Consider the following 21,636-nt stretch of genomic DNA (forward strand, 5'->3'; position numbering starts at 1 on the left):
CACCCCGGAAGGGGCTGTATACGGCCGTTCTTCCGCGTTCACACGCCTCACGCCACCCGGCGTGCCGCGTACTCCGCGATCTCCGCCATCGGCGGCCGCTCCTCGGTGTCCACCGAGTAGGTGCGCGGCTCGAAACCGTCCTCGCCCCGCTCGAACTGGGTCAGGGCGGGCCGGACCAGATGCCCGCGGGCCAGCCGCAGCTGGGCCGTGCGGTAGATCGCCGCCGCCATCCGGCCGAGCGCCTGCCCGTCCTGGTGCCGGTGCTTGCGCACCCCCACGTCCACCTGGGCCAGCGCGTCCAGGCCCACCAGGTGCAGGGCGTCCACCAGCATGCCCAGCTCCACGCCGTAGCCGACCGGGAACGGCAGCTGTTCCAGCAGGGAGCGGCGGGCCGCGTACTCACCGCCCAGTGGCTGCACGAAGCCGGCCAGCTGGGGCCAGTGCATGTTCAGCAGCGGGCGGGCCATCAGCTCGGTGACCCGGCCGCCCTGCCCCGCCGAGCCCCCCAGCGGGCGGTCGTACATGCCCTTGACCAGGTCCACCCCGGGGTCGGTGAGCAGCGGACCGACGATCCCGGAGACGAAGTCCGAGGAGAACTCCCTCAGGTCCGCGTCGATGAAACAGAGAATGTCCCCGCCGGTGACGAGCAGCGATCGCCACAGGACTTCACCCTTACCGGGGACGGTGGGAATGCGCGGCAGGATGTCGTCGCGGTGGACGACCCGGGCGCCCGCGGCGGCGGCGACCGCCGAGGTGCGGTCGGTGGAACCCGAGTCGACGACGACGATCTCGTCGACGAGCGGGATCTGCTCCACGAGGTCGTGACGGACGACCGCGACGATGTCGCCGACCGTCTCCTCCTCGTTGAGCGCGGGCAGCACGACGCTGATCGTCTGCCCCGTGCGCTGCTTGGCGGCCAGTATCCGGTGGAGAGGGCGATCGGTCACGGACCAGGAGCGGGTGGCCAGCCAGCGCTCGACTTCTTCCAGCACGGTCTGCGGCTCCTCACTGTTCGTGATCACACGCGGTGACGCCGTGCGGCGCCTCTGTGATCCATCTCGCGGTTCGGACGACTATCTCAACTGTCCTGGCCTTCGGTTACAGTCTTGAACAACGCCGATGACCATCGCATGTCGGGGGTCACCGGCGTACACAACCGCATACAGCTCATCCAGAGGGGCAGAGGGACACGGCCCGATGAAGCCCCGGCAACCCTCCAGCCGGTTCTCGTAGATCAGAGCGCTCCGTTCTGATCGTCTCCGCGAGGCTCCCGGCTAGGGAAGGTGCCAAATCCGTCTCACGGCGAGATGCGTCGTGAGGAAGATGAGGAGAAAGGGCCTCGCCTCCATGGCTGTGCAGACAGTTGCAAGCACCAGCAATCCCGCCGTCGACCTCGGTCCCGCCGCCGCCCTGAGCTGTCGCGAGTGCGGTCACCGCGTGCCCCTCGGCCCGGTCTTCGCGTGCGAGGAGTGTTTCGGCCCGCTGGAGATCGCCTACGACTTCTCCGCCTACGACACCGAAGAGCTGCGCGCGCGCATCGAGGCGGGCCCCGCGAACATCTGGCGTTACGCGCCCCTGCTGCCCGTCCCCGCCGACGTGGCCGACAAGCCCAACCTCAACCCGGGCTGGACCAAGCTCGTCAAGGCCGACAACCTCGCCCGCGAACTGGGCGTCACCGGGGGCCTGTACGTGAAGGACGACTCCGGCAACCCGACGCACTCCTTCAAGGACCGTGTCGTCGCCCAGGCCCTGGAGGCCGCCCGCGCCTTCGGCTTCACCACGCTCTCCTGCTCCTCCACCGGCAACCTCGCCGGTGCCGTGGGCGCCGCCGCCGCCCGGGCCGGCTTCCGCTCTTGCGTGTTCATCCCGCACGACCTGGAGCAGGGCAAGGTCGTCATGGCCGCGGTCTACGGCGGCGAGCTCGTCGGCATCGAGGGCAACTACGACGACGTGAACCGCTTCTGCTCCGAGCTGATCGGTGACCCCGCCGGTGAGGGCTGGGGCTTCGTCAACGTCAACCTGCGGCCGTACTACGCGGAGGGCTCCAAGACCCTGGCGTACGAGATCTGCGAGCAGCTCGGCTGGAGGCTCCCGGACCAGATCGTGGTCCCGATCGCCTCCGGTTCCCAGCTCACGAAGATCGACAAGGGCCTTCAGGAGCTGATCAAGCTCGGTCTGGTCGAGGACAAGCCGTACAAGATCTTCGGTGCGCAGGCCGAGGGCTGCTCGCCGGTGTCCACGGCCTTCAAGGCCGGCCACGACGTGGTCCGCCCGCAGAAGCCGAACACCATCGCCAAGTCCCTCGCGATCGGCAACCCGGCCGACGGCCCGTACGTCCTCGACATCGCGCGCCGCACCGGCGGTGCCGTGGAGGACGTGACGGACGCGGACGTCGTCGACGCCATCAAGCTGCTGGCCCGCACGGAGGGCATCTTCGCGGAGACGGCCGGCGGGGTGACCGTCGGCGTCACCCGCAAGCTGCTCAAGGACGGCGTGCTGGACCCGGCGAAGACCACGGTCGTCCTCAACACCGGTGACGGCCTGAAGACCCTCGACGCGGTGGCCGGCACCGGCCTCACCGCCACCATCCGCCCGACCCTGGACTCCTTCCGAGAGGCTGGCCTCGCATGAGCGTGACCGTTCGCATCCCGACCATCCTGCGCACCTACACCGGCGGCCAGGCCGAGGTCACCGCCGAGGGCGGGACCCTCGCCGAGGTCATCGGGGACCTGGAGAAGAACCACACGGGAATCGCCGCCCGGGTGCTGGACGACCAGGGCAAGCTGCGCCGGTTCGTCAACGTCTACGTCAACGACGACGACGTCCGTTTCGAGCAGGGCCTGGAGACGGCGACCCCCGACGGCGCGGGCGTCTCGATCATTCCGGCCGTCGCCGGCGGCTGCTGACCGAATGACCGATCATTACCTTCGGTAACAGCGGTTACGTATTGTTCATCGGATTGCCCCCTCCGTGAGAGAAGCGGAGGGGGCAATTCTGTGTGATTGAGCGCGGTACAGTTGGGGAACACGGTCGTGGTCTTCGGGTCGCGAGCCCTGTATTCGCGCCGCACAGCCCGACAAGAAGTAGCCAAAGTATGCGGGTTTCATGCGGCTTTTGTTCCTTTTGTGGAGCCCGACTTGCCCTGAATTCGGACGAATTCTCGGCACATTCCGGATCGGGCTCGTCCGGAATTCTCGTCCGATTGACCTGTTGCAGACGGCAGTTGGACAGATACATTCAGCCGCGGTCGACGCGTTCCGGCGCACGCCCCCGTCCCATGGGGGGTGAGGTCTGACCCGGGTCCGCGAAGTGCGGATCTGTGCAAGGGCCAGTAATAGGGGAGTTAGGCATGGCTCAGGGCACCGTCAAGTGGTTCAACGCGGAGAAGGGGTACGGCTTCATCGCGGTCGACGGTGGTGCGGACGTCTTCGTCCACTACAGCGCCATTCAGATGGACGGCTACCGCACCCTGGAAGAGGGCCAGCGGGTGGAGTTCGAGATCTCGCAGGGCCAGAAGGGCCCGCAGGCCGACATGGTTCGCCTCAGCGCCTGAACGTTTCTTGTGACGAAGGGCCCGCACCGGCACAGGGTGCGGGCCCTTCGTCGTGCCCGGGGTCGTGCCCGGCGTCCCGTTGTTCGCGGGCGGCTGAGTGCCCCCCGTTCCCCCCGGAGGCGCTTGCACTCGACCATGCCGAGTGCTAATCATTGGCGTTAGCACTCTGAAGGTGAGAGTGACAAAGAAGGACCGGGTCGGTGAGGCCCGCAGGCCAGGTGGGGCAAGGAACCACAGGCCGGCGAGCCGTCCGTCGCGGGCGCGGGCGCGGTCCGAAGGAATCACCCCCAGTCCTGGAGGGACCACTTCACATGGCCAAGATCATCGCGTTCGACGAGGAGGCGCGGCGCGGCCTCGAGCGCGGCATGAACCAGCTCGCGGACGCCGTGAAGGTGACGCTCGGCCCCAAGGGCCGCAACGTCGTCCTCGAGAAGAAGTGGGGCGCCCCCACGATCACCAACGATGGTGTCTCCATCGCCAAGGAGATCGAGCTCGAGGACCCGTACGAGAAGATCGGCGCCGAGCTGGTCAAGGAAGTCGCCAAGAAGACGGACGACGTCGCCGGTGACGGTACGACCACCGCGACCGTGCTCGCCCAGGCCCTGGTCAAGGAAGGCCTGCGCAACGTCGCCGCCGGCGCCAACCCGATGGCTCTGAAGCGTGGTATCGAGAAGGCCGTCGAGGCCGTCTCCGCCGCCCTGCTGGAGCAGGCGAAGGACGTCGAGACCAAGGAGCAGATCGCCTCCACCGCGTCCATCTCCGCCGCCGACACCCAGATCGGCGAGCTGATCGCCGAGGCCATGGACAAGGTCGGCAAGGAAGGCGTCATCACCGTCGAGGAGTCCCAGACCTTCGGTCTGGAGCTGGAGCTCACCGAGGGTATGCGCTTCGACAAGGGCTACATCTCGGCGTACTTCGCCACCGACATGGAGCGTATGGAGGCCGTCCTCGACGACCCGTACATCCTGATCGCCAACTCCAAGATCTCCTCGGTCAAGGACCTGCTCCCGCTGCTGGAGAAGGTCATGCAGTCGGGCAAGCCGCTGCTGATCATCGCCGAGGACGTCGAGGGCGAGGCCCTGTCGACCCTGGTCGTCAACAAGATCCGCGGCACCTTCAAGTCCGTCGCCGTCAAGGCCCCGGGCTTCGGCGACCGCCGCAAGGCGATGCTGAACGACATCGCCATCCTCACCGGCGGCGAGGTCATCTCCGAGGAGGTCGGTCTCAAGCTCGAGAACACGACCCTCGACCTCCTGGGCAAGGCCCGCAAGGTCGTCATCACCAAGGACGAGACCACCATCGTCGACGGTGCCGGCTCCTCCGAGCAGGTCGCGGGCCGGGTGAACCAGATCCGCGCCGAGATCGAGAACAGCGACTCGGACTACGACCGCGAGAAGCTGCAGGAGCGCCTGGCGAAGCTCGCCGGCGGTGTCGCGGTCATCAAGGCCGGTGCCGCCACCGAGGTGGAGCTGAAGGAGCGCAAGCACCGCATCGAGGACGCCGTCCGCAACGCGAAGGCCGCCGTCGAGGAGGGCATCGTCGCCGGTGGTGGCGTGGCCCTGCTGCAGGCCTCCCAGGTCTTCGAGAAGCTGGAGCTGGAGGGTGACGAGGCGACCGGCGCGCAGGCCGTGAAGCTCGCGCTCGAGGCCCCGCTGAAGCAGATCGCCGTCAACGCCGGCCTCGAGGGCGGTGTCGTGGTGGAGAAGGTGCGCAACCTGACCCCGGGCCACGGCCTGAACGCCGCGACCGGCGAGTACGTCGACCTGGTCGCCGAGGGCATCATCGACCCGGCGAAGGTGACCCGTTCCGCGCTGCAGAACGCCGCCTCCATCGCCGCGCTGTTCCTCACCACCGAGGCCGTCATCGCCGACAAGCCGGAGAAGGCCGCCGCGCCGGCCGGCGGCGGCATGCCGGGCGGTGACATGGACTTCTGATCCTTCCGAGGATCGGCACCAGTCCTTTCGTACGAGGGCGGTACTCCCTGTCTGTGGCAGGGGGTGCCGCCCTCGGGCGTGTCCGGCGTCACGCGGGCGTTCTCCGCCGGACGGGGAATGTGGGCCACCGCATAGGCTGTTGCTTCAGAAGGTGCAACAATGCGCGTGCACATACCAGCCGGTTACCCCAGTCATTCACGAGGAGCCCCCCACGTGACCGTCACCACGCCCGCCTCCCGCGCGGCCCAGATCCTCTCCCGCCCGATCGACCTGGGCGGCCTCACCGTCCCGAACCGGATCGTGATGGCGCCGATGACCCGTATGTTCTCCCCGGGCGGCGTCCCCGGGGAGAACGTGCGCTCCTACTACGCGCGCCGCGCCGCCGCCGGCGTAGGCCTGATCGTCACCGAGGGCACCTACGTCGGCCACGACTCGGCCGGCGAGAGCGACCGCGTCCCGCGCTTCCACGGCGAGGAGCAGCTCGCGGGCTGGGCCAAGGTCGCCGAGGACGTGCACGCGGCGGGCGGCACGATCGTCCCGCAGCTGTGGCACATCGGCATGGTCCGCAAGCAGGGCGACGCCCCCTTCCCGGACGCCCCCGCCGTCGGCCCCTCCGGCCTCGTCGCCGCGGGCGCCGAGCCCACCGGCAAGGTCATGACGCGGACGGACCTGGACGACGTGATCGCCGCGTTCGCCCAGGCCGCCGCGGACGCCGAGCGCATCGGCTTCGACGGCGTGGAACTCCACGGCGCCCACGGCTACCTCCTCGACCAGTTCCTGTGGGCGGGCACCAACCGCCGTACCGACGCCTACGGTGGCGACCCGGTGGCCCGCACCAAGTTCGCCGCGGAGATCGTCGCCGCGGTCCGCGAGCGGGTGTCCCCCGACTTCCCGGTCCTCTTCCGCTACTCGCAGTGGAAGCAGCAGGACTACACCGCCCGCCTCGCCGAGACCCCCGAGGAGCTGGAGGCGATCCTCGCCCCGCTGGCCGCCGCGGGCGTCGACGCCTTCCACGCCTCCACCCGCCGTTACTGGCTGCCGGAGTTCGAGGGCTCCGACCTCAACCTCGCGGGCTGGACCAAGAAGCTCACCGGCAAGCCGGTCATCACCGTCGGCTCCGTCGGCCTCGACGGCGACTTCATCAACGCCTTCCAGGGCGAGGGCGCCCCGATCAAGGGCATCGACAACCTCCTGGACCGCCTGGAGGCCGAGGAGTTCGACCTCGTCGCCATCGGCCGTGCCCTGCTCCAGGACCCGGAGTGGGCGGCGAAGGTCCTCTCCGACCGCTTCGACGAGCTGAAGTCGTACGACGCGGCGGCGATCAAGACCCTCAGCTGACCGGGCACTCGTGATCGCTCCCGTCCGTTCCCCCGATGACCAGTGAGGAGCGAGCATGACGACGAGCGAGTCCCCGGCCCCGGACACCGACGGCCCCCTGGTGCGCACCGCCTCCGGCGCGGTGCGCGGCCTGCGCGAGCAGGGGCTGTCGGTGTTCCGGGGCATTCCCTTCGCCGAACCCCCGGTCGGCGAGGCCCGTTTCCGGGCCCCGCGCCGCGCCCGCTCCTGGGACGGCGTCCGGGAGGCGTACGCCTTCGGCCCGCCGCCCCCGCAGGAGCCGGGCGTCCTGGGCCGCACGGCCCGCCCCGCCGGTCCCACGGGCGACGACTGGCTCACGGTGAACGTGTGGACCCCCGACCCGGACCCGTCCGCCGCCCGCCCGGTGATGGTGTGGATCCACGGCGGGGCGTACAAACTGGGCCACGGCGGTCAGCCGGGATACGACGCCCGGCACGTGGCCCGCGACGGCGACGTCGTGGTCGTCACCTTCAACTACCGCGTCGGCATGGAGGGTTTCGCCCTCTGGGCGGGCGCCCCGGCCAACCGTGGCCTGCTGGACCAGGTCGCGGCCCTGGAGTGGGTCCAGGAGAACATCGGCGCGTTCGGCGGCGATCCGGCCCGGGTCACGCTCTTCGGTGAGTCGGCGGGCGCGGGCTCCATCGCCTCCCTGCTGGCGATGGAGAGGGCACGGGGCCTGTTCCACCGGGCGGTGGCACAGAGCGTGCCCGGCACGTTCTTCTCGGCCGACCTGGCCCGCGACATGGCGAGGGCGCTGGCGGCGGAGGCGGGCCGGCAGCCCACCGCGGCCGATCTCGCCGCCGTGGACCCCCGGCGACTGACCGAGGCCGGGCAGTCGTTGTCGGCCAAGATGGCCCAGTACGTGGACCGCTGGGGCCGGGCGGCGCCCACGGTCACGCCCTTCTCCCCGGTGGTCGACGGCGACGTGCTGACCACGACCCCCTGGCAGGCGCTGGCCTCGGGCGCGGCGCGGGAGGTGGACCTGCTGGTCGGCCACAACCGCGACGAGTTCCGCCTGTTCATGTTCATCGGCGGCATGCTCGGCACCATCACCGAGGACCGGGCGGCAGAGGCCCTGCGCCTGCTGGCCCCGGGCGGCGAGCCGGGCGAGCGCGCCTACCGCGAGGCATTCCCCACGGCGTCCCCCGCCGAACTGTTCGAACGCGTCCAGACGGACTGGCTGTTCGGGATACCGAGTCTGCGTCTGGCCGAGGCCCAGCTGCTGGGCGGCGGCCGGTCCCATGTCTACGAACTGACCTGGCAGGCCCCGGGAAGCGACGGCGTACTGGGCGCCTGCCACGGCCTGGACATCCCGCTGCTCTTCGGCACGTTCGGCGCGGACCTGGGCGCCCTGCTCTTCCCCGGCGGGCGGCCCACCCCGGACGCGGAGCGCCTCTCCGGCTTCCTGCGCCGCTCCTGGACGGCGTTCGCGCGCACCGGCGACCCCGGCTGGCCGGAGTACGACACCCGGACCCGTCCGGTCCAGGTGCTGGACGCGGAGCCGAGGGTGACGGCGTACCCCGAGGAGAGCAGCAGGCGCATCTGGGAGGGGTTCGACTTCCCGCCCCTGCCCCTGCTGGACTGACGGCGCTACAGGTTGCCCATGGGCTCGATGTCCACGCGCACCGGCGTCCCCCACACCCGCAGCACCTCGTAGTCGGTGAACTCGTGCACGAGCCGGTACGCCATGGCGGGCCGGGAGCCGCGCCGCTGGGCGGCGAGGTACGCCTCGGCCTCGCGCCGGTCCCGCCTCGGCGTCCCGCACAGCTGCCATTCCTGCCCGTTCCACAGCTCCGGCAGCCAGCGCTGCTGGGGCTGGGGCCGGTCACCGCGCACGCCGTAACGGGAGGGGGCCGAGGCGGCGGCTTCGGCGGGGCGGGTCCTGCCGCCGCTCTGGTACTCCGACCGCCGCGCCGCCCGGCGCCGGGTCTCGCAGAGCAGGCACAGATCGGGCGCGCCCTCGTCCACCGGTCCCTGCGGGTGCTCGGGGCAGCGGGTGGCGGGCGCACTGGTCGTGACACTCTCGTCCAGCAGGTCCAGTGCCCTGCGCAGATCGGCCTTGACCTCGTGCAGCCGGGCGTCCGGGGTGTCGGCCGTGAGGGCCTCCCCGTGCTCCCCGAGCAGCCGGAGGGCCCGCCCGAGGGCGGTGAGCTGGGCGTGGTTCATGGTTGCCTCCCGCCCTCCATGGTGCCTCGCGGTGATCGCGACCGACCCTACCGAGCCATCCGGGGAGTTCATCAAGCGGATCGCCCGGGTGACGGGCCACCGGCGGCGGTGACGGAGGGCCGGAAGGTGGTGTACGTCGCCAGGAAGCCGACCAGATAGCCGGTGAGCAGCCCGCCCGCGTAGACCGCGGCCAGCATGGCCGGGCTCCTGTTCCCCGCGAGCAGCGGGAACAGGGCCCAGCCCGACGGGCCGATCGCCGTCGCGCCCACCTCGGTGCCCAGCATGGCGAAGAAGCCGACGAAGGCCCCGCCCGCCGCCCCGCCCGCGCAGGCGGTCAGAAAGGGCCGGCCGAGCGGCAGGGAGACGCCGTAGATCAGGGGCTCACCGACGCCCAGCAGGCCCGCCGGGAGGGCCGACCTGATCGTCGTACGCAGGGAGACGTCGTGGCGCAGGCGGACGTAGACCGCGAGGGCCGCGCCCACCTGGCCCGCGCCCGCCATGGCCAGCAGGGGGAGCAGGACGGTGTGGCCCTGCTGCTCGATGAGGGTGGTGTGGACGGGGATGAGCGCCTGGTGCAGGCCCAGCATGACCAGGGGCAGGAACAGACCGCCCAGCACCAGTCCGGCCGCGGCACCGGCACTCGACAGGAGCCAGTCGGCCGCCGTGCCGATGGCGGAGGCCACCGTGCCGGCCGCGTACATCAGGCCGTACAGCGTCACCAGGCCGGAGACGAGCACGGTGACCGTGGGGGTGAGGAGGACGTCCAGCGCGCCCGGCACCCGGCCCCGGCACCACTTCTCCACCCGGGTCGCCAGCAGCGCCGCCGCGAGCGCGCCGAGCACCCCGCCCTGCCCGGGCGCCAGGTGCACCCCGAACGCCGTCACCTTCGCCACGCCCGGATACACGACGACGGCCGCCACCGCGCCGCCCAGCACCGGGGTGCCGCCGAACTCCTTGGCCGTGTTGTGGCCGACGAACACCGCGATCAGCGCCATGAAGGCGGAGGCGATGGCGGACAGGGCGGGGGTCAGCCCGGGCAGCCATCCGGCGTTCAGCAGCAGCCCGTTGAGCCCGGCGAGGATGCCGCAGCCGATCAGGGCGGGGATGAGCGGCACGAAGACGCCCGCGACGCGCCGCAGCGCGGTCTTGACCGGCGTGGCGTTGCGCTGGCGCAACCGCTCCTTCAGGCGGGCGCCCTCATCGGCCGCCGACGCGGCGACGGGTTCCTCCCCCGCTCGGGCGGCCGCGCCGGCCGGTGCTCCGGCGGGCGGCCGCTCCTCCGGGCGGGCGCGGCCGTCGGCCGTCCCTCCGGCCAGCAGCGTCTCCACCGCCGCCGTGACCTCGGCGACCACCCCGGGTCCGAGCACGATCTGCTGGACGGCCCCGCCGTCCACCACCCCGAGCACGCCGGGCACGGCCCTCAGGGCCTCCTGGTCCACCGCCGCCGGATCGGCGATTCCCAGCCGGAGCCGGGTCATGCAGTGGGCGACGGAGGTGACGTTGGCCGGGCCGCCGACCCGGTGGAGGACGGCGGTCGCGAGGAAGGCGGGGTCGTTGCGCACGCCCCGAGCGTGCGGGTCAGCCGGCCGTGTGCGCCAGCGCGGCGCGCAGATGGCCGCCGGACTCCTCCAGAAGGCGGGCGGCCGTCGGGCCGTCGACGTCGGCGAGGAGGGTGAGGATCGCGTTCTTCACCTCGCCGCCGGACTCGGTCAGGGCCTTCTCGATCTCCTCGTCGCTCGCCCCCGTGGCCAGGGACACGATCCGGCGGGAGCGGGCCCGGAGTTTGTCGTTGGAGGCACGGACGTCGACCATCAGGTTCCCGTACGTCTTGCCGAGCCGGATCATCGTGATGGTCGAGAGCATGTTCAGGACCAGCTTCTGGGCGGTGCCCGCCTTCAGCCGGGTGGAGCCGGTGATCAGCTCCGGGCCCACGACGACCTCGATGCCGTGCTCGGCGGCGGCCGCGAGCGGGCTGTGCTCGTTGCAGGCGAGACCGATGGTCAGGGCGCCCAGTGCACGGGCGTGCTCGACGGCGCTAACGGCGTAGGGGGTGCGGCCGGAGGCGGAGATGCCGACCACCGTGTCGTCGGCGGTCAGCTGGAGCGCGTCGAGGTCCTTGCGGGCCAGTTCCCCGGAGTCCTCGGCGCCCTCGACGGAGGTGACCATGGCCTCGGGGCCGCCCGCGATCAGGCCGACGACCTGGGCGGGGTCGGTGTTGAAGGTGGGTGGGCACTCGGAGGCGTCCAGTACGCCGAGGCGGCCCGCGGTGCCCGCGCCGGCGTAGATCAGGCGTCCGCCGCGCGTCATCCGCTGCGCCACGGCGTCGATGGCGGCGGCGATCAGCGGCAGCCGGGCCGCGACGGCGGCGGGCACGGCGGTGTCCTCGCCGTTCATCAGGCGGGCGATGTCGAGGGTGGGCAGACGGTCGATCTCGGCGAGTTCGGGGCGGAAGGCTTCGGTGGTCAGGGAAGCCAGCTCCCCGCGCAGGTCGTGGGAGGTGGGGCGGGTGGTGTCGTGGGAGGTCATGGGGGGCGGCTCTCTCCGATTCAGGTGCGGGTTCGCGTGCTTTCACTCACCTGGGGTTGGTGCGATGCCGATGGGCCAGCGCCTCGTACGACGCGGCCAGGGCCGGCGCGGCCGATTCGTACGTCCGCTGGGCCACTCCCACGAACAGGCAGTCCACCACCAGCAGTTGGCTGGTCCGCGAGGACATCGCGGCCGGCCGCAGCTCGGTCTCCCGTGAGGTGGACGTGGTCAGTACGTGGTCGGCGTACTGGGTGACCGGCGAGTCCGGTCGTCCGGTGATGGCCACGGTCGTGGCCCCGTGCTCGAAGGCGACCCGCAACGGCTCGATGACATCCCCCGTCGAGCCGGAGTGCGTGATCGCGATGGCCACGTCACCCGAACGGAGCTGCACCGCGTTGGTCACCGCGAGGTGCGGGTCGCTGTGCGCGTGGGCTATGAGCCCTATCCGCAGCAGCTTCTGCGTCAGGTCCTGGGCGACGAGCCCGGACGCCCCGATGCCGTACACGTCGGTGCGCCGGGCGCCCGCCAGCGCGGTGGCGGCCGCGCCGAGTTGGACGGTGTCGAGTCCGGCGGCCGTGTCGGCGAGGGTCTGCTGTTCCTCGTAGGCCAGTTTCGCGACGACGTCGGCGATGGGGTCGTCCACCGCGATGTCCGTCGTGATGGCGGGCGCCCGGCCCGACTGCTGCTGTGCGGCCAGCCCGGCGAGGGCCAGCCGCAGATCGCGGTAGCCGGGGTAGCCGAGGAGGCGGGCGGTGCGGACCACCGTGGCCTCGCTGGTGCCGGTGAGTTCGGCGAGGCCGGTGACCGTGAGGGCGGCGCAGCCGGCCGGGTCGCTCGCCACGGCCTCGGCGACGCGCTGCATGGACCGGGTCATGGAGGGGGCGAGGGTGCGCACCTTGGCGGCGAGTGAGCCGCCCGGACTGCCGAAAATTTCCTTCATGTCCTGGGTCACGCATGAAAGATATTTTCGGTTCGGTCCTGGGGTCAAGAGTGCGCACAATGGGTTGTATGGAGCCCATCAGTCCCCTTGAGCAGTGCTTGCACGCCGCGCGCGCCCTGGTGCTCGCCGATCTGGTCGCGCGCCAGGTCGCGGAGGCGGACGTGGTCTCGATGGTCGAGGAGTCCGTCGTGCAGCGGCGCTGGTGGGTCGAGCAGTGGCCGGACGGGGCCGCCTATGTCGCCGGGCTGATCGCGCAGGACGTACAGGACGCTCTGCTGGAGCGGTACGGCCGCTGGCCGCTGTGCCCGGTGTGCGGTTCGGGCGACCCCCACGCGCTGGACGTGGAGCCGGAACTGGGCCCGGACCCGCACTGGGTGTGCCACAAGGCGGGCGTGAAGGTCGCCGCGGTCGGCTCGCTGGGGTCGGCCATGGGCGGGGTGTCCTCGTGAGGCGCTCGTGACCGTGTACATCGACCCGCCGGCCTGGCCCGGCCACGGACGCATGTGGTCACACCTGGTGAGCGATGTGTCGTACGACGAACTGCACGGGTTCGCCGAGCGGTTGGGCGTGCCCCGGCGGGCCTTCGAACGCGACCACTACGACATTCCGTCGCACCGGTACGCGGAGGCGGTGGCCGCCGGGGCCGTGGAGATCAGCAGCCGCGAGGTGGTGCGGCTGCTGCGGGCGTCGGGTCTGCGCCGGCCGAAGGGGCGTCAGGCTCCGCCGGCGTCGGGCTGAACCAGGTCTCCGCTTCGTGGCGCAGGCCGAGTTCCGTGGCCCTTCCGGCGGCGGCGCGCAAGGTGGTGCCGGCGCGCATGGCCGCCATGGCCAGCGTGGTCAGTGAGATCGTCCGGCTGCCGGTTCCGAAGGGGATCGGATGCTGACCGGGCGTGCTGAGCGCTTCCGACAGGACGTCTTCCACGGCGCGTTCCCCGAGCCACTCCTCCGTGGGCGGCACGACGTCGAAGCCGAGGGCGGTGAGGGAGGTGACGATCTCGTCGTGGGTCCGGCCGGTGTGGTGGGCCAGCGCGCGGGTGACGTCGGCGGAGACGGACGTCCTTGCCGCGGTCGGCCGCCAGTAACGGAGGAACCTGGCGTCGTTCTCCCTCAGTGACGCGACGACCTCGGGGCGGAAGGCGAAGCTGCAACCCAGCTGGGACAGCCGTTTCACCGCCTCGGCCAGCGAAACGTCGACCGCCATCGCGACCCCAGCCACCACGTGGAGGGACAGGCCCGCATCCGCGAACTCGGATCTGATGCCGAGGAAGGCGAGATCCTCCAGGGAGGGCAGTTGGTCGTCGTCGGGCACCTCGTCCACCGTGTATCCCAGCTCCCTGAGTCTGGCGGCCACGGCGTGAGGGGGACGGTTGAGGTCGCGGGACACTTCCACCACGAGGTGCAGCGTCAGGCTTTCGTCCACAGGCGGCGTGTTGCTCTCCGAGAGAAGAGCCTTGTCGTCGTCTGTCAGTTCGGGAAGCTGTGCCGCGTCCGGCGGCAGGTGGAAGCCCAACTGTTCCAGGGCTGCGGTCACGGAGCGGATCGGCAGATCCGTTGCGTGGCTGACCGCCGTCAGCTGCGCGGCGGAGACGTCCACGGCGTCATCGGGCGAGGGAGTTCGGGCGCACGCGGACCACAGACGGGAGACGACAGTCCGCTCGTCCGCGCTCCAGCGGTCCCGGACCGGGATGTCCGCCGGCACGGTGAAGCCCAGCTCACTGAGCCGCTGCGCCGCGTGCGGCGTGCCGCAACGGGCCCGTATCGCGCTGACACAGATCTGGGCCACCGGCAGCGCGGCCCCGGGCGCCAGCCAGCCGTTCGCGTCGTCGCCCAACGGGCGCAGCAGAGGCAGATCCGCGCACGACGCTTCCGCACAGCCCTGCAGTGGCTGCACCTGGTAGCCCAGCGCGACCAGCCGCTGCGCGATCTCAGCCGGTGGCCTTCGGGTCGCGTTGCTCAGGGAGAAGAGGGTCGCCGTGCTCACGACGATGTCCGGGTCTCGCCAGTCGAACAGCTTGCCCAGGCTCGACAGTCCGGTCTCGGCAAGCTGCCGGGACGGCTGGTCGTCCATGAATCCGAAGGCGGCCGAGGGTCCCCGCAGCCACTGCTCGCGCCTGCTGCGCCAGTCGGGGAAGTCCGTGTCGCACAGGAGCAGGACCAGGTCCGACGGGCGGGCGACCGGCACGTCCCCGTCCAGGGCGGTCGACAGCGCGTCCCCGCCGCCGAGGCCCGCGCCGTACAGCGCGCGCATCCGCCACCGCAGCACGGGCAGGGGCACGGTGACCAGGAAGGAGGCGATCCCCAGCCGTTCGGAGTCCCGGTAGCGTCCGGTCACGAGCGGCAGCAGATCGATGTCCGGCGGGAAGAACCCCCCGCCGGCGACGGGAACGACGGCCTCGTCCCAGAGCATCCACTCGAGGCCGGATCGGCACGCCTGCTCCGCCACGTGATCGGCGAAGGGCAGGTCGCGCCTGCCGGCGGCGTCGAGCCACGCGGGTGTGAGCACCCCCGCTCCGGGCTCGGTCAGGCTCGCCACCGCGGACCGCATGAGTCGCAGCACGTGATCCCTGTCGTAGGAGCGCGCCTTCTTGCGGTCGACGGTCAGCTCGGGGGCGTGTTCACCGCTCAGGTTCACCACGGCGCCGTACAGCCGCTGCCGGTATTCGGGTTCCACCACCAAGCCGTCCGCGAGGAGCACCCCTTCACCGTCCACCCACCACAGGTCCGTGTCGTCCGAGGGGAGGCAGACCGGGTGATTCCTGCGGGGGTACCGGACGACATGGCGGATGCTCTCCGGGGGAAGCTCTCCCGGCGCCCACTCCCGATGCCGCGATCCATGACTCGCCGACGTCCGGTACGGCGCCACACAGAGCACGGAGTTCAGCGCGCTCACGCACGACACCGATCTGCGCTCCCTGCTCAGCAGCAGTCGCACCGTGGTGCCGGCGTCGTCGCCCTCGCCCAGGTCCTCCACCCGGAAGAAGTTGCCCGGTCCCGCGATCGTCACCCGCAGCAACCGGCCCGGCCGCCCCTCGCGGCCCATCCGGCATGTGGTCACGACGATCTCGTCGGCGAGCATGAAATAGCTGAGCACGCCGATGCCGAACCGGGAGTTCGGGTGCAGTTCGAGCTTCGGCTCGGGCAGTTGCGCCCAGGCCGCTTGCTCCTCGACGTACTCGGGGAGGTCCACGAAGCGGGCGCCGCCCTGTGAGAAGACGGTGCTCAGCTCGGTGATGCCCATGCCGATGCCGTTGTCACGGCACTCCAGATAGGGACGGCCGTCGGAGCCGACGCCCTGGAAGAACTCGATCCGGCCTTCCCAGTCCGCCGCTGCCCGACCCGTGCGGCGCAGGTACTGCGTGCGGCAGTCGCGGTAGCGGAGGGCGTCCAGAGCGTTCTGGTACAGCTCCCGCACCGCCAGGTCGCTGTCGCCGTACAGTTCCTCGCCCATCAGCAGTTCCTGGACGCGATCCTCGGCCAGTTGGAAGCGGATGCCGTCGGAGAGCTGGTCGGGGGTGTTGCCGTCGAGCCGGACCCGGCTGCCGTCGGCATAGGGCGGGAGGGTGAGCAGTGGGGCGAGGGCGGGCATGTCGCCGCGGTTGATGTCGCGCAGCAGCACGTCGACCCGGGCCGCGTGCTCGCGCAGGGCGACCTGGACTGCCGGGTGGGTGCACACGGCGTTCAGGGAGCGGCCCAGACCGGAGACACGCCAGTCCGAGCGGCGCACCGTGTTCAGCAGGTCGGTGAGGTCGACGCTGTCGTGGACGCCGATGTGCTCGACGACGATCTCGGGCAGGTCGACCGGCGCGACGGCCATCGCGTACGCGGACTTGACCAGGGCGTTGACCAGAGCGGTGCGTATCTCGTGCTCGTCGCCGGTGCTCGCGGCGATGACGTCGTGCTCGTCGTCGTGAGGGTGAGCCCTGCGCAGCTCCGGGGTGGTGGAGCGGCGCATGCCGAAGGGTGCCGCCCGGTGCTCGCGCAAAAGACGCGCCAGACGTTCCCCGGAGATCGCGTCGGCGACCCAGGCCGGGTGTTCCCGGTCGGACGGTACGTCACCGAGAAGCGACTTGAGGCTCTCGGGCGTGTACAGCTCGGGCTGCTGGATGAGCCAGCGGTGGTACAGCCACCAGCGGATGCGCAGTGACGAGTCACCGGATTCGTTGCGGTGGTGCAGAGCGCGCAGCCGGCGCTTGAGGCGGGGATAGCCCTGGGCGAACTTGTCGAAGCGGTGGCGGTCGGGCCCGGGGGACTTCGCGTCGCCGATGAGCATGCCCATGCGCTGGGCCGCCTCCTGGGTCCAGTAGGTCTGGGTGACCAGGGGGAAGAGCACGGCGAGGGCGGCCTCGGTCGGGGACAGCCGCACCCCGTCCGCCAAGCGGCCGACGAGGAACCCCAGACGGTCGTGGCACCGCCCGGCCAGTTCACTGTCGTGCCACGGGTCGTCGGCGAGAGCCCGTGCCGCCGTGTCGTGAGCCGCGGCCAGGCGGGCCGCCAGCGTGCCGCAGAGCTGCCGGAGCGTGTCGCGCGCGGCCCCCTCGGGGGTGTGCTGCCAGATCGGGTGTCTCTCGATGCCGCGTACCCACGGGTGGGCATCGGTCTGCCGGTCGGGCCCCGGAAGCAGCGGGAAGTCCCCGCCGCCCGCCGCCCCGGTCTCCACGGCCAGCTTGACCTGCTGCGGGTCGATCGGCTTGCCGTAGCCGCGATGGAGCTGGTCGACGCGCTCCTGCACCTGCCGGAAGAACTCGCGCAACCCGAGGGCATGCGGATCCCCGGCGATGACGTCGGCCAGGGCGCGCGAGAAGATGCTGAACGACTCGCCGGGCTGGGTTCCCAGGTCGCAGCCGGGGCGTACCGTGTCCGTCTCGCGAACGAAGTAGGACACGCTCGTCTGGGCACAGCCGTAGACGTACGCGACCTTTCGGCGCAGGGCGGCCATGATCTTGCGTGGTTGCCACGGCTTCGTGCCCGGAGGAGCCATGGTGTCCAGCTCCATCCCTTCGCGGCAGGCGTCGATCAGGAAGACGACACGGGCCGCGGGGGATTCCTGCACCTCCTCGTCCCAGGCGATCGGGATGCAGCTGTCCGTGAAGGGATGGGAGTCGTACGTGGCGTCCTCGGGGACCAGGTAGTCCTGCCCCTTGTGGTGCACGCCGTGTCCGCTGAGCAGCAGGAGCAGGGTGTCTTCGGGGCCGGCCTCGCGCAGGAAACGGCGGATGGGACCGCGCACCGTGTTCTGTGTGATGCCACGCCTGTTCTCCAGGATGTCGGCCTGCGCGAAGCCGCGGGCGATCAGGCGGTCGCGCAGCCGCTGCAGGTCGTCCCGGACGAAGGGCAGGTCCCCGATCCTCGGGTCGTCGTAATCGCTTGCTCCGATGAGCAGTGCCTTGTGCCGGGTCATGGGCGGCGCGCGGTCAGGCGGGCCGCTTGAACGTCAGCGTCAGGCCACGTGTGCCCTGCATCTGTCCGGTGCCGACGAGTTGGACGCCACCGCTCGCGGTCACCTGGAAGGAGAGCTGGGCCTCGGCAAGGGGGAGCGGGCCGCCGCGGTCGGCGACGTCCTGGAAGACCCGCTGGAGGGCGTCGACCGTGTCGGCGAGGTTTTTGCGCAGCGGACCGAGCGGTACCGACCGCAGCACCGCGTCACCGTCCCGGCTGAACAGGCCCATGGTGTCGCCGCCCCGCGCCGCCTCGGCGAGGTCCTCCTCGGACGCCGTCACCCAGAAGGGCAGCGACTGCCCGTCCGCCTCGCCCTGGATCGAGATGCCGTCCACGGCCTGCTCGCTCATGTCGTCCCCCTGCCCCCCCGGCCGTGCCCCACCGCGGCATGCCGTCGAATAGGTAGGGGACAACTCTAGTGGCGACGCGGAACGTTGTGGCCGCTTCTCATGGGCGCCGGATGTAGAGCAGGAGTCCGCCCTCCATGCCGTGGTCCTCGTGGGCGGTCCGTTCCTCCTCCACGGTGGCCCGGGTGAACCCGGCCCGGGTCACGACGCCCTGGGAGGGCAGGTTGTCCGCCTCGACGGTCGCGAAGACCAGGTCGACGTCCTCCCGGGCCAGGGCCCACTCGGTCAGGGTCCGCAGCGCCTCGGTGGCGTAGCCCCGGCCGCGGGCGCCCTCGACGAGGTCGTAGCCGATCTCCACCCGGCCCTCCTCGTCCGGGGCGCCGTGGAAGCCGATGCCGCCGATCGCGCGGCCGTCGGTGTGCCGTACGAGGGCGAAGACCCCGAACTCCGGCCGGTGCACGCCCGCTTCGTACGCCTTGACCAGGAAGCCGGCGGCCTCCCGGGTGCCCTCGTAGGGCCCGCCCTCGATCCACTCGAGGCCGCCGTCGCCGCCGAGGCGCAGATCGCGGGCGGCGGCCGGGCGGACACCGGTGAGGGTGAGGCGTTCGGCGGGGATGACGAGGTTGTTGCGCCAGCGCCAGTCGGTGACCGGGGCGCGGCCGGGCAGTTCACCGCGGCCGGTGGCCCACAGCAGGGTCGGCCAGGGTGCGGGTCCGGGCTGGACGTGCGGGAAGAGCCAGGTCAGGACGGACTCGGCGAGGTCGTCGGCCGGCTCGTAGGCGAGGCCCAGGCCCTCGGCGATGTCGTGGGTGTGCAGCAGCACCTCGGCGATGCCCATCGCGGCGAAGCCCTCGCGGTCGGCGCTGCGGAAGGGGTAGGGGTGGAAGGCGCGGACGCCGGGCGGTGTGGTGCGCACGGTCGTGGCGAGCAGCTCGCCGGTGGTCTCGATGACGTGCAGCAGGCCGGCGTTGTCGGTGCCCTCGTCCAGGACGATGTCGAAGGGGACGTAGGCCTCTTGGGCGCGGCCCGCCAACTGGCCCGCGTAGGCGAGGAGATCGCTCGCGACATGCTCGGCCGTCTTCCGGCAGCTCCACTCCAGCCGTCCGGCCCCGGTGGTCTCCCAGTCCCGGTCCACCGCCGGCCGCAGTGCCGCCACCGCACCCGCGACGGCACTGTTCACATCGTCCCCGCTTATCGGTCGCATGGGCGCACCTTAGGAGGCGCCACCCGCTCGGGTCGACAGCAATTCCAGCTCCGAGGCGAGGTTGTAGCGGGCGGTGGCCTCCCAGTGCCGCTGCCCGTACGGGGTGCGGAACAGTCTCGGCAGTCCGAGGAGCTGGCGCAGGATCGACGAACGCCCCTCACGGAAGGCGTCGCCGGGGACGAAGTGGTACTCCTCGCGGACCTCGGCGGTGTAGGTGGCGTACGCCGACGGGGGCGCGGCCAGGATCGCGAGGTCGGCGTCGCACAGGACCTGTCCGTCGCGGTCCTCGTCGGCCGGGTCGTGGGTGACGGTGAGCCGGACCAGCCGCGCCACCTCGGCCGTCCTGGCGTCCGGCACGCCCGCCTCCGGCAGCGCGCGTTCGGCGAGCCGCGCGGACCGCTCCTCGTTCTCGGACCGCTCGGGGAGGTAGACGGCGTCGTGGAACCAGGCGGCCAGGCGTACGGCGTCCGGGTCGGCCGCGTACTCCTCCAGCACGTCGACGCGGTCGAGCACCGCGGTGAGGTGGGCCAGGGTGTGGTACCGGCGCTGCGGCTCCTGCCAGCGGGCGAGCAGGTCGTCGGCGTAGGGCGCGGGGTCCGGGCCGCCGTCGGGGGCGCGGGCTGCTTCCAGCGCACGGGCGAAACGGAGGCGCAGGGCGTCGAGATCGGCCATGTGCCCATTCTTCCGTGACGCCTGCCGTCCGGCGCCCCTAGCGTGGCTCCCATGACTGACGTAGGGGAAGTGCGGGATCCCGAACTGCCCGGGCGGCTGCTGTCCGTGGAGCGGGACGCCCTGATACCGCTGCTGCGGTCGCGGCCGGACGCCGACTTCGCGCTGCCGGCCGCCGCGTGTCCGGGCTGGTCGGTACGGGATGTGCTGGCGCACTGTTCGGCCGCGTTGATGCGGGTGGTGGAGAGCCGGTTCGAGAAGGGGGTGTTCTCGCCCGAGTCCAACGACCGGGACATAGCCGACCGTGCGCACTGGTCGAACGCACGGGTCGTGGACGAGCTGGAGCGCGGGATGACCGAGGCCGGGCCGGTGATCGCCAAGGCCGGCGGGGTGCTGGACATGATCGCGCTGGGGGAGTGGGTGCACGCCGGTGATGTGCGGGACGTCCTCGGGGAGCCGGGGGCGTACGCGGGGGCCGGCCTGCCGGACGCGCTGACGCTGCTTGCCCGGATCACCCGTGAGAAGGGGCACGTGCCGCTGCACGCCGACCTCGACGACCTGGACGAGCCGCTGCTGCTGGGGGCCGTGGCCGCGGGGGGACCGCCCGCCCGGTACATCGGCGACGCGGCCACGCTCGTCCGGCTGTACGCCGGGCGGCCGGTGGACGGGACGGTGTACGAGCTGGCGGGGGCGCGGGCGGGGGAGCTGAACATCTTCGGGTGAAGGGCGCTCCGGCACAGGCGTACCCTTAAATTGGACTAGACCTGTAGCCGCCCGTTGAACGCCGATGAATGGGGTGCCATGAGCAAGCGTGCAGTCCTGGAGGTGATCGCCCTCGACGTCGAGGACGCGGTCGCCGCCCAGGCCGGAGGCGCGGACCGCCTGGAACTGGTCACCGAGATGGCGGCCGACGGACTCACCCCGTCCCCCGCCACCGTCGCCCGGATCCGTGCCGCCGTCGACATCGACCTGCGCGTGATGCTCCGCCTGGCGGACGGGTTCGCGGCCGGTGACGTGGAGCGGCTGGTCGGGGTCGCGCGGGAGATGCGGGACGCGGGCGCCGACCAGTTCGTGCTCGGGTTCCTCGACGCGGACGGCGGGGTCGACCTGGCCGCGGTGGAGCGGGTCGTCGGCGCGCTCGGCGGCTGCCGGTGGACCTTCCACCGGGCGATCGACCGGGCCGCCGACCGCGACGCGCTGCGCAAGCAGCTCGCGGACCTGCCGGGCCTGGACACCTATCTGACGGCCGGTGCCGCCGAGGGCGTGGCCGAGGGGCTGCCGACGCTGCTCGCGGAGGCGGCCCGGACCGGGGAGCCCGGGTACGAGCAGCAGATCCTGGTGGGCGGGGGCCTGGGCCTCGCTCACGTGCCCCGGCTGCGCGCCGCCGGCATCGAGGGGTTCCACATCGGCGGCGCGGCACGGCCCTCCGGATGGGCGGGGCCGGTGTCGGAGGCGGCCGTCGCGGAGTGGCGGAGGGTGCTGGACGGCAGGTGAGCGGCCCCGCC

19 protein-coding genes and 1 riboswitch are annotated in these 21,636 nt (G+C 71.6%); of the genes, 10 read left to right on the plus strand and 9 right to left on the minus strand.

The genetic code is table 11. The features are described from left to right. Positions 1 to 47: 47 nt before the first annotated feature. Complete coding sequence (locus ACZ5CW_RS00710; RefSeq protein WP_468597736.1) at positions 48 to 992, minus strand: glucosyl-3-phosphoglycerate synthase; 945 nt, start codon at positions 990 to 992, stop codon at positions 48 to 50. Positions 993 to 1,164: 172 nt separating this feature from the next. Then, a riboswitch (SAM riboswitch) is annotated at positions 1,165 to 1,330 on the plus strand. 17 nt (positions 1,331 to 1,347) lie between these two features. Between ACZ5CW_RS00710 and thrC the strand changes: the two genes are divergently transcribed. From thrC to ACZ5CW_RS00740, 6 genes are all read left to right on the plus strand, one after another. Continuing rightward, the gene (thrC, locus tag ACZ5CW_RS00715) at positions 1,348 to 2,631 is read left to right on the plus strand and encodes a threonine synthase (protein WP_468597093.1); all 1,284 of its coding nucleotides are present in this window, start codon (positions 1,348 to 1,350) and stop codon (positions 2,629 to 2,631) included. Continuing rightward, the gene (locus tag ACZ5CW_RS00720) at positions 2,628 to 2,906 is read left to right on the plus strand and encodes a MoaD/ThiS family protein (RefSeq protein WP_468597095.1); all 279 of its coding nucleotides are present in this window, start codon (positions 2,628 to 2,630) and stop codon (positions 2,904 to 2,906) included. Before thrC ends, ACZ5CW_RS00720 begins: the two co-directional genes overlap by 4 nt. A gap of 443 nt (positions 2,907 to 3,349) precedes the next feature. Next, positions 3,350 to 3,553, plus strand: coding sequence for a cold-shock protein (locus ACZ5CW_RS00725; RefSeq protein ID WP_004929928.1), 204 nt, complete (start codon positions 3,350 to 3,352; stop codon positions 3,551 to 3,553). 311 nt (positions 3,554 to 3,864) lie between these two features. Beyond that, positions 3,865 to 5,487, plus strand: a complete 1,623-nt coding sequence (gene groL / locus ACZ5CW_RS00730; protein WP_468597097.1) for a chaperonin GroEL — start codon at positions 3,865 to 3,867, stop codon at positions 5,485 to 5,487. 213 nt (positions 5,488 to 5,700) lie between these two features. Then, positions 5,701 to 6,825 carry an NADH:flavin oxidoreductase gene (locus tag ACZ5CW_RS00735; RefSeq protein ID WP_468597099.1) on the plus strand — a complete coding sequence of 375 codons (1,125 nt, stop codon included), beginning with the start codon at positions 5,701 to 5,703 and terminating at the stop codon, positions 6,823 to 6,825. A gap of 55 nt (positions 6,826 to 6,880) precedes the next feature. Continuing rightward, positions 6,881 to 8,428 carry a carboxylesterase/lipase family protein gene (locus ACZ5CW_RS00740; RefSeq protein ID WP_468597101.1) on the plus strand — a complete coding sequence of 516 codons (1,548 nt, stop codon included), beginning with the start codon at positions 6,881 to 6,883 and terminating at the stop codon, positions 8,426 to 8,428. Positions 8,429 to 8,433: 5 nt separating this feature from the next. Here ACZ5CW_RS00740 and ACZ5CW_RS00745 read toward each other — a convergent pair whose 3' ends face one another. The 4 genes from ACZ5CW_RS00745 to ACZ5CW_RS00760 all read right to left on the minus strand — a co-directional run bounded on the left by ACZ5CW_RS00745 (position 8,434) and on the right by ACZ5CW_RS00760 (position 12,487). Then, positions 8,434 to 9,009, minus strand: a complete 576-nt coding sequence (locus tag ACZ5CW_RS00745) for a hypothetical protein (protein WP_468597103.1) — start codon at positions 9,007 to 9,009, stop codon at positions 8,434 to 8,436. Positions 9,010 to 9,080: 71 nt separating this feature from the next. Further along, positions 9,081 to 10,571 (minus strand): PTS transporter subunit EIIC, encoded by a 1,491-nt coding sequence (locus ACZ5CW_RS00750; RefSeq protein WP_468597104.1) that lies wholly within the window; start codon positions 10,569 to 10,571, stop codon positions 9,081 to 9,083. Positions 10,572 to 10,587: 16 nt separating this feature from the next. After that, complete coding sequence (gene murQ, locus ACZ5CW_RS00755; RefSeq protein ID WP_468597106.1) at positions 10,588 to 11,535, minus strand: N-acetylmuramic acid 6-phosphate etherase; 948 nt, start codon at positions 11,533 to 11,535, stop codon at positions 10,588 to 10,590. 46 nt (positions 11,536 to 11,581) lie between these two features. Continuing rightward, the gene (locus ACZ5CW_RS00760; RefSeq protein ID WP_468597107.1) at positions 11,582 to 12,487 is read right to left on the minus strand and encodes a MurR/RpiR family transcriptional regulator; all 906 of its coding nucleotides are present in this window, start codon (positions 12,485 to 12,487) and stop codon (positions 11,582 to 11,584) included. A 56-nt stretch (positions 12,488 to 12,543) separates the two neighbouring features. Between ACZ5CW_RS00760 and ACZ5CW_RS00765 the strand changes: the two genes are divergently transcribed. Both ACZ5CW_RS00765 and ACZ5CW_RS00770 read left to right on the plus strand, forming a co-directional pair. After that, the gene (locus tag ACZ5CW_RS00765) at positions 12,544 to 12,924 is read left to right on the plus strand and encodes a hypothetical protein (RefSeq protein WP_468597108.1); all 381 of its coding nucleotides are present in this window, start codon (positions 12,544 to 12,546) and stop codon (positions 12,922 to 12,924) included. Between the two features lie 7 nt (positions 12,925 to 12,931). After that, the gene (locus ACZ5CW_RS00770; protein WP_468597109.1) at positions 12,932 to 13,213 is read left to right on the plus strand and encodes a DUF4031 domain-containing protein; all 282 of its coding nucleotides are present in this window, start codon (positions 12,932 to 12,934) and stop codon (positions 13,211 to 13,213) included. On the opposite strand, the gene ACZ5CW_RS00775 is transcribed toward ACZ5CW_RS00770, so the two are convergent. The 4 genes from ACZ5CW_RS00775 to ACZ5CW_RS00790 form a co-directional block, all read right to left on the minus strand. Further along, positions 13,128 to 17,873 carry a caspase family protein gene (locus ACZ5CW_RS00775; protein WP_468597110.1) on the minus strand — a complete coding sequence of 1,582 codons (4,746 nt, stop codon included), beginning with the start codon at positions 17,871 to 17,873 and terminating at the stop codon, positions 13,128 to 13,130. The genes ACZ5CW_RS00770 and ACZ5CW_RS00775 overlap by 86 nt on opposite strands. A gap of 13 nt (positions 17,874 to 17,886) precedes the next feature. Continuing rightward, entirely contained in the window at positions 17,887 to 18,261 is a 375-nt protein-coding gene (locus ACZ5CW_RS00780; RefSeq protein ID WP_468597111.1) for a Pepco domain-containing protein, read from the minus strand. 97 nt (positions 18,262 to 18,358) lie between these two features. Next, positions 18,359 to 19,462, minus strand: coding sequence for a GNAT family N-acetyltransferase (locus ACZ5CW_RS00785; RefSeq protein WP_468597113.1), 1,104 nt, complete (start codon positions 19,460 to 19,462; stop codon positions 18,359 to 18,361). A gap of 9 nt (positions 19,463 to 19,471) precedes the next feature. After that, positions 19,472 to 20,134 carry an HD domain-containing protein gene (locus tag ACZ5CW_RS00790; RefSeq protein ID WP_468597115.1) on the minus strand — a complete coding sequence of 221 codons (663 nt, stop codon included), beginning with the start codon at positions 20,132 to 20,134 and terminating at the stop codon, positions 19,472 to 19,474. 51 nt (positions 20,135 to 20,185) lie between these two features. Between ACZ5CW_RS00790 and ACZ5CW_RS00795 the strand changes: the two genes are divergently transcribed. Beyond that, positions 20,186 to 20,854, plus strand: coding sequence for a maleylpyruvate isomerase family mycothiol-dependent enzyme (locus ACZ5CW_RS00795; RefSeq protein ID WP_468597117.1), 669 nt, complete (start codon positions 20,186 to 20,188; stop codon positions 20,852 to 20,854). A gap of 78 nt (positions 20,855 to 20,932) precedes the next feature. Further along, positions 20,933 to 21,625: a copper homeostasis protein CutC gene (locus tag ACZ5CW_RS00800; RefSeq protein ID WP_468597119.1), complete on the plus strand. Its 693-nt coding sequence runs from the start codon at positions 20,933 to 20,935 to the stop codon at positions 21,623 to 21,625. Positions 21,626 to 21,636: the final 11 nt, after the last annotated feature.

The organism is Streptomyces sp. NPDC031379, from assembly GCF_055569615.1.

Bases quoted from the DNA above. Each gene is read 5' to 3' on its own strand.
- thrC (WP_468597093.1), top strand. From the start codon at position 1,348: ATGGCTGTGCAGACAGTTGCAAGCACCAGCAATCCCGCCGTCGACCTC.
- ACZ5CW_RS00720 (WP_468597095.1), top strand. From the start codon at position 2,628: ATGAGCGTGACCGTTCGCATCCCGACCATCCTGCGCACCTACACCGGC.
- ACZ5CW_RS00725 (WP_004929928.1), top strand. From the start codon at position 3,350: ATGGCTCAGGGCACCGTCAAGTGGTTCAACGCGGAGAAGGGGTACGGC.
- groL (WP_468597097.1), top strand. From the start codon at position 3,865: ATGGCCAAGATCATCGCGTTCGACGAGGAGGCGCGGCGCGGCCTCGAG.
- ACZ5CW_RS00740 (WP_468597101.1), top strand. From the start codon at position 6,881: ATGACGACGAGCGAGTCCCCGGCCCCGGACACCGACGGCCCCCTGGTG.
- ACZ5CW_RS00745 (WP_468597103.1), bottom strand. From the start codon at position 9,009: ATGAACCACGCCCAGCTCACCGCCCTCGGGCGGGCCCTCCGGCTGCTC.
- murQ (WP_468597106.1), bottom strand. From the start codon at position 11,535: ATGACCTCCCACGACACCACCCGCCCCACCTCCCACGACCTGCGCGGG.
- ACZ5CW_RS00765 (WP_468597108.1), top strand. From the start codon at position 12,544: ATGGAGCCCATCAGTCCCCTTGAGCAGTGCTTGCACGCCGCGCGCGCC.
- ACZ5CW_RS00775 (WP_468597110.1), bottom strand. From the start codon at position 17,873: ATGACCCGGCACAAGGCACTGCTCATCGGAGCAAGCGATTACGACGAC.
- ACZ5CW_RS00780 (WP_468597111.1), bottom strand. From the start codon at position 18,261: ATGAGCGAGCAGGCCGTGGACGGCATCTCGATCCAGGGCGAGGCGGAC.
- ACZ5CW_RS00785 (WP_468597113.1), bottom strand. From the start codon at position 19,462: ATGCGACCGATAAGCGGGGACGATGTGAACAGTGCCGTCGCGGGTGCG.
- ACZ5CW_RS00790 (WP_468597115.1), bottom strand. From the start codon at position 20,134: ATGGCCGATCTCGACGCCCTGCGCCTCCGTTTCGCCCGTGCGCTGGAA.
- ACZ5CW_RS00795 (WP_468597117.1), top strand. From the start codon at position 20,186: ATGACTGACGTAGGGGAAGTGCGGGATCCCGAACTGCCCGGGCGGCTG.
- ACZ5CW_RS00800 (WP_468597119.1), top strand. From the start codon at position 20,933: ATGAGCAAGCGTGCAGTCCTGGAGGTGATCGCCCTCGACGTCGAGGAC.